Raw genomic sequence first — 18,294 nt, forward strand, 5'->3', positions numbered from 1 at the left:
GGCGCGCGACCTGATGGACCGTCTCGCCGGGCAGCCGTCGCTCGCCGCGCGGCTGCACAGCGTCGAAACCGCGCTGCGGCGCGCACGACCGAGCGCCGACGCGCTGCAGGCCGTGACTGCACTCGCCGCGCTCGAGCGGGGCCCCCTGCCGGTAAGTGTCCGCGACCTGGGCGCTCGCTGGGGACTGACCGAACGTACGCTCGAACGTCGTTTCGACGCGTGGCTTGGCGTACGGCCCAAACAGCACCTGCGCTACCTGCGCTTCGAGCGCCTGCTGCCGCGGTTGCTCGAGGGCGAAGCCTGCGCCGCGCTCGCAACCGATCTCGGCTACGCGGATCAATCGCATCTGATACGCGAAGTCCGTGCATTCGCTGACGCAAGCCCGAGCGAACTCGTGCGCGAACACGCCTCCCGACACGACTGACGCGCCGTAGCCGACACCCGGGGATGCGGCTGTCGGATTCGTCCAATACGCGGCACTGCGCGCACGATCATGCTGGCTCCTCGTACCTGCCAGGAGTCTTGCCGTGAGTCTGATCCGTCGTTCCACTCCCGTGCTCGCGGTCGCCGCCGTCGAACCCACGTGCGAGTTCTTCGCCCGACTGGGCCTCGCCGTTACGGCGAGCGTGCCGCACGGCGACTACCTCGGCTTCGCGATCCTTGCCCACGGCACGGTAGAAGTCATGGTGCAAAGCCATGCTTCCGTCAGCGATGACCTGGGTGCTTCGTTGACGATCGGACGCGACACCGCGCTGTTCGTCGAGGTGTCTGATCTCGACGCCGCACTGACGGCACTGGGGGACGCGCCCGTATTCCTGCCGCGGCGCCGGACCTTCTACGGATCGGTCGAGGTCGGCGTCGTGGAACCCGGCGGCCACCACGTGACACTGGCGCAGTTCGATCGCGGATAAGCCGTCGGCGATCCCGTCACCCCGCGATGTCGAGCGCGTCCGCGAGCAAACCCTGCGCCGTCACGTCCGCGCCGGCGCCGGGGCCGATCACGACCAGCGGGCGTTCGCGGTAGCGTTCAGTCGTGAAAGCAAACAGGTTGTCCGCGCCGCTCAGTGCCGCGCAGGGGTGGCTCCTGTCCACCGCGCGCAGGCCGACGCGGGCGCGGCCACTCGTGTCCAGCGACGCGAGATAGCGCAGCACCTTGCCGTCGGCCGCGGCTTCGCGGAAGCGTTGCGCGACGAAGGCGTCGATCTCCGCGAGCCGGCTGAGGAACTCGCCACTGTCCAGCCGCGCGAGATGCGCCGGTACCAGGCCCTCGACCTCGACTTCGGACTCTTCCAGTTCCACACCAGCGGCGCGCGCAAGGATCAGCAACTTGCGTGCGACATCCGCGCCGGACAGGTCGGCACGCGGATCGGGTTCCGTATAGCCGCGTTCGCGCGCTTCCTGCAGGAGTGCCGAAAAGGGTCGAGTGCCGTCGTAGCGATTGAACAGGAACGACAGGGAACCCGACAGCACACCGTCGAGGGCAAGCAGACGGTCGCCGCTCAGACGCAGCCGGCGCAGGCTGGAGAGCGCCGGCAGGCCGGCGCCGACCGTGGCGCTGTCACCGTAACGGCTGTCGCCATGACGGCGTGCGCGCTGCAGTTCATGCCAGTCCTCAAGGCGGCTGCCCTGGGCGATCTTGTTCGCGGTCACGACATGGATGCCCTGCGCAAGCCAACGGGCGTGGCGCTGCGCAACGGCAGCAGCCGGCGTGGCATCGATGACGATGCGTACGCGCGCGTCACTGGCCAGCAGCACGGCCGCGACCGCATCCAGATCGCAGCTCGCCGACGCGTCGAGCCGGGCCAGCAGCGGCGGTGCGATGCCGCCCGGATCGAACAGGCTGTGGCGCGAATTCGCGATGCCGACGAGGCGCAGCGGACGGCGCCGATCGGCTGTCTCGTCGAGCAGGCGCAGCAGCGCACCGCCGACGAGGCCAGTGCCGAGCATCACCACCGCCGCCGCGCCGGACTGGACCCTCGACGCAGGATGGGCAACCGCCACGGCAAGGGCGCTCATGCGCGGATCCTCTGTTTGCCGGCGTTCACCGCTTCGGCACGGGCCAGGCCGGCGCGCACATCAGCCAGGAGATCCACGCTGTCTTCGATGCCGACCGAAAGGCGCAGCAGATTGTCGGCGATGCCGGCCGCATGGCGCGCTTCGACGGCCATCGCCGCATGCGTCATCGAAGCCGGGTGCGCAACCAGGCTTTCGACGCCACCCAGCGACTCGGCCAACGAGAAGCAGCGCAGGCCGTCGAGGAACGCGGCGATGCCGTCGTTGTCCGCAGCGAGTTCGAAACTCAGCATCGCGCCGAAACCGCTCTGCTGGCGCCCGGCGAGCGCATGGCCGGCGTGCTCGGCCAGGCCGGGGTAGTACACTCGGGCAACGGCGGGATGCCCGTCCAGCAGTTCGGCCAGCAGCTGCGCATTTTCCTGGTGCGCGCGCAGCCGCGGCCCCAGCGTGCGCAGCCCGCGCAGGGTCAGGAAACTGTCGAACGGCGCGCCGGTGAGGCCGATGCAGTTCGCCCACCAGGTCAGCTGCTGCGCGACGGCAGCGTCTTTCGCGATCACCGCGCCGCCAACCACATCGCTATGGCCATTGATGTACTTCGTCGTCGAGTGCACGACGATGTCGGCACCGAGCGCGATCGGCTGCTGCAGCGCCGGCGACAGGAAGGTGTTGTCGACGACGACGAGCGCGCCGGCCGCGTGCGCGGCGTGCGCGACATGGCGCACGTCGGTGATGCGCAGCAGCGGATTGGACGGCGTCTCGACCCAGACGAGGGCCGGCTTGTCGGCGAGCGCGACCGCCAGGGCGAGCGGATCAGTCAGGTTGACGAAGCGCACCTGGAAGCGGCCTTTCTTCTGCCATGCGTCGAGCAAGCGCCAGGTGCCGCCGTAGCAGTCGTGCGCCGCGATCACGGTCGCGCCGGCAGGCACGAGCTCCAGCACCAGCGCGACCGCCGCCATGCCACTGGCCGTGACCACCGCCCCGGCGCCGAGTTCGAGCTCGGCCAGCGCGTTGCCGAGCAGGTCGCGCGTCGGATTGCCACTGCGCGAGTAATCGTAGGCGCGCTTCTGGCCGAAGCCGGCGAAGGTGTAGTTGGTCGACAGGTGCAGCGCCGGCACCACGGCTCCGTGCTGGGTGTCGGATTCGATGCCGGCGCGGACGGCGCGGGTCGTGGCGGTCAGGTCACTCATGATGACTATCCTTGCGTTCAACAACAGGAAAGGGCGGCGGCAACCAGCGCGGAGATGCGCCGGGTCTCCTTGAGGAAGGCGTCGTGGCCGTAGCACGAGTCGATCTCGTGGAAGCGCGCGGCGGCGCCGAGACCATCGGCCAGCGCGCGCAGGTCGGCACTGGGCACGAGCCGGTCGCTGCTGACCGCAACGATTTCGCAGGGCACGCGCACGGCCGCTGCGTCGAGGCGGTGCAGATCGATTGATTCGGACAGGCTCAGGTAGCGCTCCGCATCGAAGCGCGCGACGAACTTCCGGCCGGCCGCGACCAGATAGTCCTCGACGGGAAAGTGGAAGCGGCCCTCGCGGAATTCGGGTTCGGCGTCGAAGCGCTCGGCGAATTCCTCGGCGCCGCGGTACGTCGTCATGGCGAGCTGGCGCGCGAGTCCCAACGCGCCGGCGACATCGCCGCGGCCGATGCCGCCGCGCACGATCTCGCGCTGGATCGCACGCAGCGCGGTGGCGAGCGGATGCGCGCGATGCGCGCCGCTGATGGCGACGACGCGGCCGACGCGCCGCGGATGGCGCGCGGCGAACGCGAGCCCGACCATCGCGCCGTACGAGGCACCGACGAAGGCCTGCGCCTGCGTGATGCCGAGCGCATCGAGCAACGCCGCCAGCGCGTCGGCCTGGTCTTCGCTCGAAACGGCACTCGCGCCGTCGATATCGCCGGCGGCTAACCAGTCGATGCTGAGCACGCGGCAGTGTTCCAGATCAACCGCGCGGCCGCTGCCGACGAGATCGTCCCACCAGCCCGCGACCGTGCCGACACTGCAGACGTCGCGGCTCGCCGAGATGCCGCCCTGGACGATGACGGTCGGGGCCTCGGCGCAGCCGTGCCAGAGATAGCGCAGCGTGACTGCAACGGTGCCACGGCCGTACTTCGGCGTGATGCGCACCACCGCTTCGCTGTGTGCCGGGCGCGGAATCGGCTGCAGGAACGCCGCCGTCTCGTAGGCGAACGGCGCGGTGTCAAAGGTGGCGAAGGAACTGGCGCTGGTCAGGCTCATGCGATTCTCCGGGCTCGTGATCGAGCTCCTCGGAGAACCGGCGACGGGCGCGGCTAAAACGCCCGGAACCCGGACGATTGCTGCTACCCATCTCTCGGCATGGCGCGTTGCGCCTCCGTAGGAGTTGGCACCGTGCGGTTTCCCGTCGGTTGCCCCGGCTTCCAAGGGCCTTTCCCTCAGCCGGTCTCGATGGATCGTGGAGCGGCACTGTAGTCAGTCCGCCGCCGTCCGTCAATGGACGTTTAGACGTCTAAACGCCTATATACCCAAATAGCCTAATGCACCAGCCGCTCCGCCCGCCGGGACGTGTACCGTCGCCTGCCGCAGGCCGCTCGCGGCGACGCTGCAAGGCCGCCCGGCGGACACAGGGCCTTCGCACGATCCGTACGCGCAACGGATGGGCGCCGGCCGCCGCGCGCAGACGGCCAGTCCGAAGCCCGGCCCCTGCGCCGTCCCGCGGCGGTGCGCTCGGACCTGCCAGCCCCTACAATCGGGCGATGAAAGTCCCTGCCCTCGCTGCCGCCGTCTTCCTGCTGTCGTTCGCCACCGCGCCGGAAGCGAAGAAAATATACAAATTCATCGACGAGAAAGGCGTCACGCATTTCTCCGACCGTCCGCCGGCAACCGACCGGCCAGTGCAGGAAACGGCCGTGAAGGCCGAGCAGACGCCGATGGTGCAGTTGCGCATCGAAGGCAACGACAGCCAGCGCCAGGCCCGCGTGTTCAACCATTTCTCCGGGCCGGCGCAGATCGAGCTCAGCGTCGGCGAGGTGCGCAACATCGCGACGGATCCGCCGCTGCCGCTGACCGTGACGATGCAGGCGCGCGAAGAGCGCGTGCTGGCCAACCTGAAGCAGACCGACCTGGCCCAGCCCGCCGGCTTCGAGCTGGCCCTGCGCGCCATTCCCGGCAGCCCCCAGGCGCAGCACGACGACAGCGAGTACCGCTGGCCGCTCGGCGAATACCCGGTGCGCATACATCAGGGCTTCGATGGCACATTCAGCCATACGAGCGAGGAGTCTCGCCATGCGATCGATGCGGCCGCCGACGAGGGCACCCCTGTCCTGGCCGCTCGCGACGGCGTCGTCATGGAAGTCCAGGACGACTACTACGGCGCCGGCCTCGACAAGGAAAAGTTCGCCAGCCGCGCCAACCTCGTACGCATTCTGCACCGCGACGGCAGCATGGCCGTCTATGCCCACCTCAAACCCGAAAGCGTCGGCGTACAGGCTGGCCGGCACGTCTATGTCGGCCAGAAGATCGGAGAGTCCGGCAACACAGGCTTCTCCACCGGCCCGCACCTGCATTTCTGCGTCCAGCTCAACCGCGGCATGAAGCTGGTATCGGTGCCGTTCCGGATGCGCGGACGGGACGGGCCACTGGACCTGCAGCCGACTGGCTCGACGACGGCGGCGGGAAACTGACTGCAGGGCCCGTCGCGACACTACGCTCGGACGGCGCGACCACCGCACGCAGCGGCTATAATCCGCGCCCCTTCAAGACGACCCACGCAGCCGCGCCTCGGCGCGCTGCGCCGCCCTCATGTCCGACCATCTCACTGAAACCCGACGCCGCCGCACGTTTGCCATCATTTCGCATCCGGACGCGGGCAAGACCACGCTGACCGAAAAACTGCTGCTGTTCGGCGGAGCGATCCAGATGGCTGGCAGCGTCAAGGGCCGCAAGGCCGCGCGCCATGCAACCTCGGACTGGATGGCGCTGGAGAAGGAACGCGGCATCTCGGTGACCTCGTCGGTGATGCAGTTCCCGTACGAGGGACACATCGTCAACCTGCTCGACACGCCGGGCCATGCGGACTTCGGCGAAGACACCTACCGCGTGCTGACCGCGGTCGACTCGGCGCTGATGGTCATCGACTGCGCCAAGGGCGTGGAAGAACGCACGATCAAGCTCATGGAGGTCTGCCGCCTGCGCGACACGCCGATCATGAGCTTCATCAACAAGCTCGACCGCGAGGGCCGCTCGCCGATCGAACTGCTCGACGAGGTCGAGTCGGTGCTCAGGATCCAGTGCGCGCCGATCACCTGGCCGATCGGCATGGGTTCGCGCCTGAAAGGCGTCTACCACCTGGTCAGCGGCGAGGTGCACCTGTACGAACCGGGGCGCAATTTCACGCGCCAGGATTCCACGATCTTCGCCTCGCTCGACGACCCGGAACTGCAGGTGCGCCTGGGCGCCGACATGCTGCGCGAACTGCGCGACGAACTGGAGCTGGTCGAAGGCGCCTCGCATCCCTTCGACCTCGACGAATACCTCGCCGGGCGCCTCGCGCCGGTGTTCTTCGGTTCCGCGGTGAACAACTTCGGCGTGCAGCCGCTGCTGGATTTCTTCGTCGAACACGCGCCCTCGCCTCGGCCACGCGGCACGACGACGCGCGAGGTCGCGCCGGCGGAAGAGAAAATGTCAGGCTTCGTGTTCAAGATCCAGGCGAACATGGATCCAATGCATCGCGACCGCGTCGCTTTCATGCGCATCTGCTCAGGCCGCTTCGAGGCAGGCATGAAATCGTTCCATGTGCGCACAGGCAAGGACATGAAGCTCGCCAATGCACTGACCTTCATGGCGTCGGATCGCGAGATCGTCGCCGAGGCATATCCGGGCGACGTGATCGGCATCCACAATCACGGCACCATCTCCATCGGCGACACCTTCAGCGAAGGAGAGCCGCTGAGCTTCACCGGCATCCCGAATTTCGCACCCGAACTGTTCCGCCGTGCACGCCTGAAGGATCCGCTCAAGATGAAGCAGTTGCAGAAGGGACTGGCGCAGTTGTCCGAGGAAGGCGCGACCCAGTTCTTCAAGCCGCTGATGTCCAACGACCTGATCCTCGGCGCGGTCGGCGTGCTGCAGTTCGACGTGGTCGCCTACCGGCTCAAGGACGAGTACGGCGTGGAATGCGTGTTCGAGCCGATAACCGTCAGCACGGCCCGCTGGATTCACGCCAAGGACGCGAAGAAGCTCGAGGAATTCCGCGACAAGGCGGCCAACAACCTCGCCATCGACGCCGCCGGTGAGCTGGTCTATCTGGCGCCGAGCCGGGTCAACCTGCAGCTGACCCAGGAACGCTGGCCGGAAATCCGCTTTGCCGCGACACGCGAGCACGCGAGTTCGGTCGCGGCCTGAGCATAGAAAACCCCGCTGGATAGCGGGGTTCCTCCCATCCACCGGCTGCGAGCTGTCACTCGGACGACAGGTTGGTCAGCGGCATCGACGCGGCAGGCGCTTCGGCCGGACACGAGGCATTGTCCTCGCAAGCATGCAGCCGGCGAACTGCGCCAAGGGTATCGGTATCAGCCGCCCGAACGCGCCGAGAAGATACGGTCCTGCACGACCTCATCGCCGCCGGACGAATGGAAGATGCGATCGCCGCCCGAATGGCCGGCAACAGAGGCATCAAGACTACCGTCAAAAATCGCATCGCCGCCGGGGGTTTGCGGTAGTTGCGCCTGCAGCGTGCCCTGGGGCTGACCGATGTCACGCATCACGAACAACGCTATGACCGCCACCAGGCTTGCCGCAACCGCTCCCCATTGCCAGCCGCGCTGCGGCATGCGCCGATGCGCGCCGCGACGGCTGCGTTCCCGCGAATCATGCTTGGCATTGCGAGCAAGACCCTGCGCCAGCTCCGCCGATGTGGGCTCGAGTGCGCGCAGGAACTGCACCAGATCCGCGTGCGCCGAAGACCCGGCGAGGGCCGCCGCCACTTCTTCGCGCTCGTGCGGCACCACACGGCCCTGGGCCGCGCGAACGGCCGTCTCCGCATCGACCAGCGCGCGTGCACTCAGCGTCTGCGGCTGGGTCGACGAGCGATACAGTTGGGAAAGGCGCGACTCAGTCATCGAAATCTCCGGCTCCTACCTCGCGCAGACGGTCTTTCAGTTCGTCCATTCCGCGCGAAACCAATTTCCGCGCTGCCTCGGCCGAAGTGCCGACGATGTCCGCGATCTCCTGCAGGGCGAAGCCTTGCAGATGCAGACTGATCGGCAGGCGCCGGCGTTCCGGCAGCGCATTGAGACAGCTTCTGAGCTTCTCGACGTGCTGATGGCCGCTGGCGCGTTCCTCCGGCCCGAGATTCCGATCCGGAAACGGCTGGAAACCGTCCTCGGACTCCTCGGGCAGCGGCTCGGTAGCTCGAACCTGGGCGCGACGCAGGGCGTCGATCACGGTGCTGGCTACCACTCGCTGGATATAAGACGCATGAAAGGCCGCAGACCGGTCACGCTCGATCGCACGCCAGAGGCGGATACGGACCTCCTGCTCGACATCGTCGGCGTCGATGCCGTGCCGCGCCAGGCCGTGGGTCGCCACGAGCGCGCGCAGTTTGGCGCCGTAGTCGGCCAGAAGCCGCTCCAGGCGCTCGTGATTGGGGTCGTTGATGCGGCCCACGAAAGTCCAGCTGACGGGGAAAGGCGCGCATCGTCCGCGAAAGCGCCGGTGCTGGCAATCGATCGCGGACGCCGTCCGCGACCGGCAGGCATCGGCTAACCCGCGATGTAGCGCTGCAACTGAGCGAGTTCTTCCGCCTGCGCGTCGATCACGGCCTTGACCAGATCGCCGATCGAGACCACGCCGACGACCTTACCCTGCGCCACGACCGGCAGGTGGCGAATGCGCCGCTGCGTGCACAGACGCATGCAATCGTCGACGGAGTGGTCGGGCGAGACCGTTTCCACCGGCGCCGACATGATCTGCCACACAAGCGTCTCGGCCGACGAACGGCCCAGCAGAATCACCTTGCGGGCATAGTCACGCTCGGAAACGATGCCGGCGAGCTCATTACCCTGCATGACGAGCAGCGCGCCGACGTGATGGTCTGCCATGGCCTGTATGGCCTGCAGAACCGGCTGATCGGGTTCGACCGAGAAGACCTGGCCGCCCTTGCCTTCCAGCAGATGTTTGACCTGACGCATGCTGCCTCCGCGTGCGATCCGGCGACGACCGAACCGCCTTTGACACCCCGGGCGGCCAGTCTAACGCGCGGCGCGGGCAACAGCGACGACCGGGCCGGATGGCCCGGCCGTCACTGCCGGTTCACGGTACTTCGAAACCGTTCGCGAAGATGCTGTCGCCGATGCCGCTGGTCGGCAGCGGCCAGGCCCAGGCGCCACGCGAACGTGTGAAGGCCACCAGCGTGGTCAATCCGCGGTCGACGACCAGATCCCAGATCATCGAGCGCGGCAGGCCTTCGAAGTAGAACCACGTCGGATTCGCGACGTTGATGTTGTCGGTGTAGTACAGACCCCAGTCGGTACCGGCGAATACCTGGCCCGGCACGTGCGGGCTGACCATGATGGCGTTGACCGGGATGTTCGGCAGGTTACCGGTCTTGTTTTCCCAGACGAAGCTCGCGCAGTTCGCCGTGCAGGTCACGCGAAACACATGGCCCGGCGTGGATGGCGTGTTCTGGTCGAAGCCCGCGACTGCGGCATAGCCGACGAGCGGGTTCTGCGCGTCGGTGACGACATCCTGGATCGGCCGGTTGGGCAGCACCGCGTTGGCGCCGGTGACGTTCACTGCCGTGGCATTGTTCGTACCGGCGACGCCGAGGTTGAACACGTACTGCACGTTGCCGTCATTGGTACCGACGATGGCGACGCTCGGATCGGTGAAGGAGTACATCATCTGATTGATGTACGAACGATTGTCGCTGCCGAGGATCAGGTTGTTCTTGGTCAGATCGCCGGTCTTGGCCTGCCAGCTCGATGTGGGTACGGCGCCCGCAAGCGTCTCCCAGATACGGTAGGTGCCCGCCAGCATGCGGCCGCAGCCGTTGACGTCAGCGGCGCAGCCCGAATTGGCCACGGCCGGGTTTCCGTGCTTGTAGACCTCCAGCGGCATCAGGAAGCTCTTGCGGTCGCCAGACCATGCGCCACTCGCACTGACGGTACTGCCGAACGGCCCGGTCGTGGACACGCGCACCGCTCCGTTCTGCGACTGGTAGTACCAGCGCTGCGCATTGAGCGGCTCGATACGCGTATAGGTGCCGTCGCCGCTGTTGGTCGACTCCCACTGCAGCGCACCGGGATTCGCGCCGAACAACGCGGCCGAGCTGCCGTTGTCCTGCGCGCCGCCGCTGGCACCGGGATTCGCCGACGTCGCGAAGTTCGCCGTCACGTCACCCGAATAGAACTCGATGGTATTGAGGCTGTCATTGATCGGCGTGATGGTCGGCGTACCCGCGGTCGCGTTGGCGGTGTAATAGGCGCCGCCGTCGGAGCCGATCAGCAGCTTGTTCGGATCGTTGCCGACGTAGGCGCGCGCGTGATGGTCGACGTGGGTGCCACCGCCGGAATAGCCGCAGGTCAGGTTGGTGAAGCTGGTGCCGCCGTTGGTCGAGCGGAACAGGTCCACGGCACTCGCGAAGATCACGTTCGGGTCGGTCGGAGAAACCGTGAGGCCGGCGTCGTACCACATCTGCGTGCCGGCGTTGCCGCAACCGGTGAAGCCGCTGGCCGTCGTGGTCTGTGTCCAGGTCACGCCGGCATCGGTGGACTTGAGCACCGAGTTCACGCTGCGCGTGGTCACATCGGCAACCATGGCGTACATGATCTGGTTGTCGCTCGGCGCGACCGCCAACTCGATGCGGCCGAGAGTCGTCGTCGGCGTGCCATTGCCGGTGCCCGCCGGCCAGCCGCTGTTGCGCAGCGTCCAGGCGGCATCCGCCGGGCAGCCCGCGGACGGCATTGCCGTCTGGTAGACGCCGTTCGCGCCGTTCTTGGCAAGATCGGGCTGTACTGGCGTCGCCGTGCCGCGCGTGCCGACAGCGGCGTACAGTGTCGTCGTCGTGCCCAGATCCACCGCGATCAGGCCGGTCATGTCCTGGCGCTGCGCCGCCGGACCGCTGGCGAACGCGTTGGTGTAGCACGGTCCCGACCAGTTCGCACCGGCGTCGTAGGAGAAATACAGGCCTGTCTTGGTGCCGACGACGACCTTGGCCGAATCGTTCGGATCGACGATGACCTTGCCGATCGCCTGGTACTGCGGAAACCCGTTCGCCGAGGGCCCGTACAGCGGCCCGAACTCCGCCTCGCCGAGCACGCTCCAGGTTGCGCCCGCGTCGGTGCTCTTGAGCAGACCGGTCGAGCCAAACGAGAACGAGCCGTAGCGCAGGTCGCCGGTGCCCGCGTAGATCGTGCTGTGGTTGTTCGGATCGATGTGGATGTCGCCGATCGCCGCATTGGCGATCGCGGGCACATCGGTCGTGATCTGCCAGGTCGTTGCTGCCGAGCAGCAGTTCGTGGTTTTCCAGACGCCGCCGCCATCGGATCCCAGATACGCGATGGTGGTGTCGACCGGATCGACCGCAATCACGTTGACGCGGCCCGATACATGGCCGAAACCGAACTCGGTGTCGTTGAGCGGCTTGGGACCCAGCGAGGTGAACCGGGTCGGATCCAGTGCCAGCGGCGAAACGGGCGAACGGGAGTAGTTCTTGTCTCCGGCCGGCACAGCAGCGCGGATCTGTTTTTCCGCGCGTGCCGACTCGGCTAGCCACAGCGGCTGGAAATCGCCGGTCGGATAGGACGCGCGCTGCGCCCAATAGTCGCCCTTGGGCGGAGCGGCCTGCTCGTGCTCCTCATGCTCGCTGGCGGCAAGGCTGCGCGAAGGACTGGTCTGACACGCGGATGTGACGAGTGCAACGGCGACCAGGGCGACATATAGCCGCGAGGGCGCGAACGGAACTGGCATGCGTGGAAACTCCGCAACTGACCGGCCGCGCGTATGCTCACGCATACCTTCCCTGACGCGGCGGCGGTAGGATCGTTAGCGGCGCGTACGAACTCCTGGCGCGCCGTCGCTCGGGAACCGGGAGCGCACTCATCGCGCAACCGGACCTCAGGAGGATGCCCCAGCCCAAAGCCCTGAGTCTATAGACGGAATAGCCATAACCGTATGGACCGGCCGCCCATGCTATGCATCGCGCTTTGCCGCATCCGGTGTCGCCGCATGGTGGCGGTCGACGAAATACAGCGGCCGTTGCTTGGATTCAACGTACGTGCGGCCGAGGTACTCGCCGATCATGCCCAACGCCATGAGCTGGGCACCGCCAAGAAACAGAACCACCACCATCAGCGACGGATAACCGCGCACCGGGTCGCCGAAAGCCAGCGCCTTGAAGAACACGACGACGCCGAACACGAATGCGATCAGCGCGGAAAAGAACCCGACGTAGGTCGCCAGTCGCAGTGGAAACGACGAGAACGAGGTAATGCCTTCGATCGCAAAGTTCCACAATTTCCAATAGTTCCATTTGCTGTCGCCAGCGAATCGCGCGTCGCGATCGTAGATGACGGAGGTCTGTGCGAAGCCGACCCAGGTGAACAGCCCTTTCATGAAACGCTGGCGTTCGCGCAGCAGCTTCAGTGCGTCGACGACACGGCGGCTCATGAGGCGGAAGTCGCCGGTATCGCGCGGCACCGGCAGGTCGGTCAACTTTTCCATGACACGATAGAACGCCGCCGAGGTGAACTTCTTGAGCACGGTTTCGCCAGCGCGGTTGGAACGCGTGCCGTAGACCACGTCATAGCCTTCGCGCCAGCGCGCGACGAATTCCGGTATCAGTTCGGGCTGGTCCTGCAGGTCCGCATCGATCACGACGACCGCATCGGCGTCAACGTGGTCGAGCCCCGCCGTCAGCGCCAGTTCCTTACCGAAATTGCGGCTTAGCTTCAGCGTCGCCACGCGCGGGTCGGCCGCGCGCAGGGACTCCATGACCTGCCAGGTGTCGTCGCGGCTGCCGTCGTCGACATAGAGCACACTGCATTCCAGATCGAGCGCGTCGAACACCAGGCCGATGCGGCGCTGGAATTCGCGCAGCCCTTCGCTTTCGTTGTAGGCGGGAACGACGACGGCAAGTTGCTTCATGGGCATGAGGTCAGCGGAAAACCGGCGGATGCTAGTCGAGAACCATGACAGAAAGAGTGAAACGGCCACATCGAAGTCAGTCGAGGTAGCCCGGCCCCCCGAGCTGTCGCGCCTGCCTCTCGATCCAGGCAGCGCGGCGTTGCACATAGGCGCTCGGCCTGTCCACACGCAGGCGACGCGGATTGGGCAGCACCGCGGCCAGCAGCGACGCTTCGCGGGCAGTCAGCGCACCGGGCGTCTTGCGGAAATAGACGTCGCTGGCGGCGGCCGCGCCGTAGATGCCGTCGCCGAACTCCGCGACATTGAGATAGACCTCGACGATGCGCTGCTTGGGCCAGCACAGCTCGATCAGCACCGTGAAATAGGCTTCGAGCCCTTTGCGTACGAAGCTGCGGCCATTCCACAGGAACAGATTCTTCGCGGTCTGCTGGCTGATGGTGCTCGCGCCGCGCAGTCGCTCGCCGTCTTCGGCATCCTCGATCGCTTCCCGTATCGCTTCGACATCGAAGCCATGATGCAACGGAAATTTCTGGTCTTCGGCCGCGACCAGCGCAATCGGCAGTTCGCGCGACACCGCGCGCAGTGGCACCCAGCGCTGACGCAGGCGGAAATCGCGTTCGCCCGCGACCCAGGCCGAGATCTGGCGATCGAGCATGAACCCGGAATAACCCACCGGCACGAAACGAAAAACCAGCACGAGCGCGACGCTGCTCAGCACCCAGGCCAGCGCAAGACGCCAGCCCCAGCGCCAGACGAAGCGCAGCACAGCGCGTTTTCGGGTACGTGCGACCAACGCGCGAGCCTGACAGTAGAGTCCGCGCAGATTCGCAGAAACGCGGCGCGCGGAGCAAGCGCGCTGCGGCGCTGCCGGACTGTGCACGGACGCGCGCGCTGGCTGACAATCCACACCACGGCCATCGTTCGGCTTGCAAAATCGCCGCTCCGGCCGCACCTGGGCGGACCTGACGCTGAGGACTGCTTTCGTGGACAAACCCAAGGACCGCCTGCATCGATTTCTGCTCGAACGCGCCGGCGTGAGTGGCGTGCTGGTACAGCTGGAGGAAGCCTGGCAGGAAGTGGCGAGCCGCAGCGATTACGAGCCCGCCGTGGCGAGCCTGCTGGGCCAGGCCCTAGCGGCCACGGCAGCGCTCAGCGGCACGATCAAGCTGAGCGGCAGTCTTTCGCTGCATATCCGCTCCAAGGGCGACCTGAGCCTGCTCTACACCGAATGCAATGACGATGGCCGTCTGCGCGGACTGGCACAGTGGCGCGGTGGCGCGGTCGAAGCGATCGATCTCACCGAACTCGCCGAGCCGCTGCTCGCGATCACCATCGACAATTCCGCCACCGGCCAGCGCCATCAGGGCATGGTTCCGGTCGAGCACCGGGCCCTCGCCCAGCTTATCGAGGGCTATTTCGAGCGCTCGGAACAACTGCCCAGCCGCATTCACCTGGCCTGTGGCGGCGGCCGCGCCGCGGCCTTGATCCTGCAGCCGCTGGCCCAGGGCGGAGGTATCGGCGAGTCCGACCCGGACGGCTGGAATCGCGCGCGCCATCTGGCCGCGACGCTGAGCGAGGAGGAACTGCTGCAGTTGCCAGCCGAGCAGGTGCTGCTGCGCCTGTTCCACGAAGAGAACGTGCAGCTCACCGGCGAACGCGGCCTGTTTTTCGGCTGCCAATGCAGCCGCGATCGCGTTGCCGCCGTGCTGCGCAACCTCGGCCGCGACGAGAGCGAAGCGGCGCTGCAGCCGGACGGCCGCGTCGAAGTCACCTGCGAGTTCTGCAACACGCGCTACCACTTCGATCGCGTGGATCTGGAGCAGGTGCTGCGCGACTTGCCTGGAACGCCGGGGTCGGACAGCACGCATTAGGCGGTCTGCGGTCGCGTTGACGCGATCGCAGCCCGCGTTACGGCACCGTCCGGGACCAGCGGCTCGTTGTGAACGGCGCTTCCTCGCCTTTCTCGATCAAACGGCGGAAGCAGGGCCTGCCCTCGCTCTCCGGCCGGCCGTTTCTCAACAGCCTGCCAGCCCCAACCAGTGCTCCGCCGGCTGCGGGCGACCGAACAGAAAGCCCTGGCCGAACTCGCAGCCGAGTGCTTCCAGCGCCTGCTGCTGCGACTCGGTCTCTATTCCCTCGGCAATCACCTGCATGCCCAGCGAGCCGGCCATGGCGAGGATCGCGCGCACCACAGCGCTGGAACTGCCGTCGTCATAAGGGCGCATCTCGGCCACGAAAGAGCGGTCGATCTTGAGCGCCTGCAACGGATACTGGTGCAAGTAACTAAGGCTGGAATAGCCCGTGCCGAAATCGTCCAGCGCGACGCTGATGCCGCGCTTGCGCAGGCCGTCGAGGATCTGCTTTACCTGAGCCGGATTTTCCAGCAGCGCGCGTTCGGTCACCTCGATGCGTATCCGGCTGGGCATCACGCCGTTGTGATCGAGAATGGCGAACAGTTCGCGATCCAGATCGCTGACGCGGAAATGCCGCGCCGTCAGATTGATGCTGATGAAGCCGCCCTGCGCGGTCAGCGCAGGTGCGATCGCGCAGACGCGTTCGAACATCTGCCAGTCGATCTGCTCGGCCGAACCACTTTCTTCGGCCACGGAGAGGAACTCGCCGGGCAACAGGATGCCGCGTTCCGGATGACGCCAGCGCACCAGCGCCTCGTAGCCGACCAGGCTGCGATCGGAAAGACGCACGATCGGCTGGAAGTAGGGTTCGAGCTCACCACGCGCGATCGCGCGGCGCAGATCGTTTTCCACTTCGAGCAGGCGCAGCGCTTCCTGATGCAGCCGCTCATCGAACAGGGCATAGCGGTGGCGCCCTTCCGCCTTGGCGCGATACATCGCCACGTCGGCGTCGCGCAGCAGTTCTTCGGCCTTGGCGTACCGCGGCGAACACAGGGCAATGCCGATCGAGGTCGAGGTGAACACTTCCTTCGGCCCCAGACGGATCGGCGCATTCAGCGCATGGATGATGCGCGCGGCAAAACTGATCGCGCTATCGGCTTCGATCACGTCGTGCAGCAGGATCGCGAACTCGTCGCCCCCCAGACGCGCAGCGACGTCACCCGGCTCCAGACAACCGGCAATGCGGCCGCCGACCTCGTAGAGCAGATCGTCGCCCACGAGGTGGCCGACGGAATCGTTGATGACCTTGAAGCGGTCGAGGTCGAGGAACAGCACGGCGAATGGCCGTCGCGAATCGCGCCGGTAGCGATCCAGCGCCAGTTCGAGCCGCTCCAGGAACAAGGTCCGGTTGGGCAATCCCGTCAGCGAATCGTGCAGGGTTTCGTGCTTGAGCTGCCGTTCTATGCTCTCGCGATACGCCATCTGTTCGCGCAGGTCCCGGTTGGCGGCGGCCAGCTCTCCGGTGCGCTCGGCGACGCGCTGTTCGAGTTCGGCATAGGCCGACTTCAGCGATTCCGCATTGCGCTTGCGTTCCAGCGCATTGGCAATATGGTACGAGACGAAGGTCAGCAGTTCCTGGTCACGCGGCGTGTAGCCGTAGTCTTCGGAGTAACTCTGCACCGCGAGCACGCCAACCGACTTGTCCGCGCAGATCAGCGGCACACCCAGCCAGCAGGTCGACTGCGTACCGATGCTGGCCACATCGCCGGCGGCGCTCAGCCGAGCGATGCCCGGACGATCCACCAGCAGCGCCGTTCCATGATTGAGCACGTATTCGGTGAGACCCAGACCAGGCCGGCGCGTGCGGCGCTCATGATCGAACTCGTCGACCGAATACGGGAAGCGCAGCTCGCTACCGTCGTCGGAAGCCAGTGCGATATAGAAATTCCGCGCATTCAGCAGACCGCCGACGACACGGTGCAGGGCCGCATAGAACTCTTCCAGGCTGTCCGTCGTGTTGGCCAGCTCCGCAATGCGGAACAGCGCCGCCTGCAGGCGCTCGCCGCGCTGGCGTTCCAGCACCTGTTGCTGCAAGACGCGGTTGGCTTCGCGCAGCGCGTCGGTGCGTTCCGCCACGCGCTGCTCCAGCTCTTCATGCGCGCGACGACGCTCGAGCGCAGTGAGGATGTGCTGCGCGACGTAGGTGAGCAGCGCCTGATCCTGCTCGCTGAGACGCTCGCTTTCGCGATAGCTCTGCACCACGATGCCACCGACGACCTGATTGCCGCGCAGCAACGGCACCCCAAGCCAATCGACGCTTTCCGGGCCGACTTCGACGATGCGGCCTTCGACCTGGGCGCCAAGCGCCTCGGGAGAACCCCGCAGCGCCTTGCCTCCGGTCAACAGATGCCACGTCATGCTGCCGTGGAGCTCATGCAGCGAGAATTCGCGCGCCGGGTCCGGCAGGTCCGAATCGGCGACGTCGGCGAAATACGGGAACCGCACCGTATGCCGCGAAGGCTCGTACAGTGCAATGTAGAAATTCTCCGCGTACATCAGGCTGCCGACGATGCGATGCAATGCGGCCATGACTTCGGCCATGTCGCGATCCGCATTCGCCTGGTCGGCAATCGCGAACAACGCGCGCTGCAGGCGCTCGGCACGCTCCAGACGTTCCACCGCCTGCTGCAGGCTTTCCGCCGCGCGCACGCTGACCAGCTTGGCGTCGAGCAACAGGACCGCGCGTGCCCAGCTCTCGTGCCAGTCGGCACTCGACCATGCTTCGGCCGGAACGCGCGCATCGAGCAGGCCGGTAGTGGCTTCGGGAATACCCAGCGGCTGCAGCACGCGCACCTGTCGCGCATCCTGGTCGATCAGCACGATCGGCGGAACCAGCAACGCCGACGACCGACCTTCGGCGCGGTTGGCGACATGACGCGCCATCAGCACGGCGGCCGCGGCACTGTCCACAAGGCGGAATTCCCCCTCGCCCAGCAGCGCCGAGCACAAGGCGACGCCGGCCTGCCCAACGTCGTGCCAACCAACGGCGCGCAGCAGTACCTGCAACGCGGCATCCGCCAGGTCGCTGTCAGGACGCGTACGCGCGTAGGGAGAAGTCTTGGAACTGGGCATGCGCGACACAACCTCGGGAACGGCTCGGCTGGGCTGCCGCAGTGTAGCGATATTGCCGGGATGCGCGGAATTGGTTCGGATTGGTGACGCAACGCAAGCATTTCGCGTTACTTTTTTGTAAACTCGGCCCGAAACCCGCGCGACGCCGTTGAACTTGAAATCCCCCTGTCCAGT

General features: G+C 66.5%; 15 protein-coding genes and 1 riboswitch. Of the genes, 5 read left to right on the plus strand and 10 right to left on the minus strand.

Annotated features, from left to right (window positions below; all coding sequences use genetic code 11):
- Both RUU78_RS00610 and RUU78_RS00615 read left to right on the plus strand, forming a co-directional pair.
- On the plus strand, nucleotides 1–424 hold a 424-nt coding region (locus tag RUU78_RS00610), incomplete at its 5' end, for a helix-turn-helix domain-containing protein (protein WP_313912644.1).
- A 103-nt stretch (nucleotides 425–527) separates the two neighbouring features.
- Nucleotides 528–911 (plus strand): hypothetical protein, encoded by a 384-nt coding sequence (locus RUU78_RS00615; protein WP_313912645.1) that lies wholly within the window; start codon nucleotides 528–530, stop codon nucleotides 909–911.
- Nucleotides 912–927: 16 nt separating this feature from the next.
- On the opposite strand, the gene RUU78_RS00620 is transcribed toward RUU78_RS00615, so the two are convergent.
- Genes RUU78_RS00620 through RUU78_RS00630 form a run of 3 tightly spaced genes read right to left on the minus strand, consistent with a single transcriptional unit; the run spans nucleotide 928 to nucleotide 4,249 of the window.
- Complete coding sequence (locus RUU78_RS00620; RefSeq protein WP_313912646.1) at nucleotides 928–2,016, minus strand: homoserine dehydrogenase; 1,089 nt, start codon at nucleotides 2,014–2,016, stop codon at nucleotides 928–930.
- Nucleotides 2,013–3,200: a cystathionine gamma-synthase gene (gene metB, locus RUU78_RS00625; RefSeq protein WP_313912647.1), complete on the minus strand. Its 1,188-nt coding sequence runs from the start codon at nucleotides 3,198–3,200 to the stop codon at nucleotides 2,013–2,015. The genes RUU78_RS00620 and metB overlap by 4 nt, the downstream gene beginning before the upstream one ends.
- 17 nt (nucleotides 3,201–3,217) lie before the next feature.
- Nucleotides 3,218–4,249, minus strand: coding sequence for a homoserine O-succinyltransferase (locus RUU78_RS00630; protein ID WP_313912648.1), 1,032 nt, complete (start codon nucleotides 4,247–4,249; stop codon nucleotides 3,218–3,220).
- A gap of 84 nt (nucleotides 4,250–4,333) precedes the next feature.
- Nucleotides 4,334–4,445, minus strand: a riboswitch (SAM riboswitch).
- A 301-nt stretch (nucleotides 4,446–4,746) separates the two neighbouring features.
- On the opposite strand from RUU78_RS00630, the gene RUU78_RS00635 reads away from it, so the two are divergent.
- Both RUU78_RS00635 and RUU78_RS00640 read left to right on the plus strand, forming a co-directional pair.
- Nucleotides 4,747–5,673, plus strand: coding sequence for a M23 family metallopeptidase (locus tag RUU78_RS00635; protein ID WP_313912649.1), 927 nt, complete (start codon nucleotides 4,747–4,749; stop codon nucleotides 5,671–5,673).
- A 118-nt stretch (nucleotides 5,674–5,791) separates the two neighbouring features.
- Nucleotides 5,792–7,393, plus strand: coding sequence for a peptide chain release factor 3 (locus RUU78_RS00640; protein ID WP_313912650.1), 1,602 nt, complete (start codon nucleotides 5,792–5,794; stop codon nucleotides 7,391–7,393).
- 167 nt (nucleotides 7,394–7,560) lie between these two features.
- On the opposite strand, the gene RUU78_RS00645 is transcribed toward RUU78_RS00640, so the two are convergent.
- The 6 genes from RUU78_RS00645 to mtgA all read right to left on the minus strand — a co-directional run bounded on the left by RUU78_RS00645 (nucleotide 7,561) and on the right by mtgA (nucleotide 13,901).
- Nucleotides 7,561–8,109 carry a hypothetical protein gene (locus RUU78_RS00645; protein ID WP_313912651.1) on the minus strand — a complete coding sequence of 183 codons (549 nt, stop codon included), beginning with the start codon at nucleotides 8,107–8,109 and terminating at the stop codon, nucleotides 7,561–7,563.
- Nucleotides 8,102–8,656, minus strand: coding sequence for an RNA polymerase sigma factor (locus RUU78_RS00650; protein WP_313912652.1), 555 nt, complete (start codon nucleotides 8,654–8,656; stop codon nucleotides 8,102–8,104). Before RUU78_RS00650 ends, RUU78_RS00645 begins: the two co-directional genes overlap by 8 nt.
- 95 nt (nucleotides 8,657–8,751) lie before the next feature.
- On the minus strand, nucleotides 8,752–9,180 hold the full coding sequence (locus tag RUU78_RS00655; protein WP_313912653.1) for a CBS domain-containing protein: 429 nt from the start codon (nucleotides 9,178–9,180) through the stop codon (nucleotides 8,752–8,754).
- Between the two features lie 121 nt (nucleotides 9,181–9,301).
- A complete protein-coding gene (locus RUU78_RS00660) occupies nucleotides 9,302–11,959 on the minus strand; it encodes a hypothetical protein (protein WP_313912654.1) in 2,658 nt (885 codons plus the stop codon).
- A 222-nt stretch (nucleotides 11,960–12,181) separates the two neighbouring features.
- Nucleotides 12,182–13,135, minus strand: coding sequence for a glycosyltransferase family 2 protein (locus RUU78_RS00665; protein WP_313912655.1), 954 nt, complete (start codon nucleotides 13,133–13,135; stop codon nucleotides 12,182–12,184).
- Between the two features lie 76 nt (nucleotides 13,136–13,211).
- Entirely contained in the window at nucleotides 13,212–13,901 is a 690-nt protein-coding gene (mtgA, locus tag RUU78_RS00670; protein WP_313912657.1) for a monofunctional biosynthetic peptidoglycan transglycosylase, read from the minus strand.
- 217 nt (nucleotides 13,902–14,118) lie between these two features.
- On the opposite strand from mtgA, the gene RUU78_RS00675 reads away from it, so the two are divergent.
- The gene (locus tag RUU78_RS00675) at nucleotides 14,119–15,006 is read left to right on the plus strand and encodes an Hsp33 family molecular chaperone HslO (RefSeq protein ID WP_313912658.1); all 888 of its coding nucleotides are present in this window, start codon (nucleotides 14,119–14,121) and stop codon (nucleotides 15,004–15,006) included.
- Between the two features lie 144 nt (nucleotides 15,007–15,150).
- Here the strand turns inward: RUU78_RS00675 and RUU78_RS00680 are convergent, their stop codons facing one another.
- Nucleotides 15,151–18,120: an EAL domain-containing protein gene (locus RUU78_RS00680; protein WP_313912660.1), complete on the minus strand. Its 2,970-nt coding sequence runs from the start codon at nucleotides 18,118–18,120 to the stop codon at nucleotides 15,151–15,153.
- Nucleotides 18,121–18,294: the final 174 nt, after the last annotated feature.

It is taken from the genome of Tahibacter sp. (assembly GCF_032229445.1).
Taxonomy (GTDB): domain Bacteria; phylum Pseudomonadota; class Gammaproteobacteria; order Xanthomonadales; family Rhodanobacteraceae; genus Tahibacter.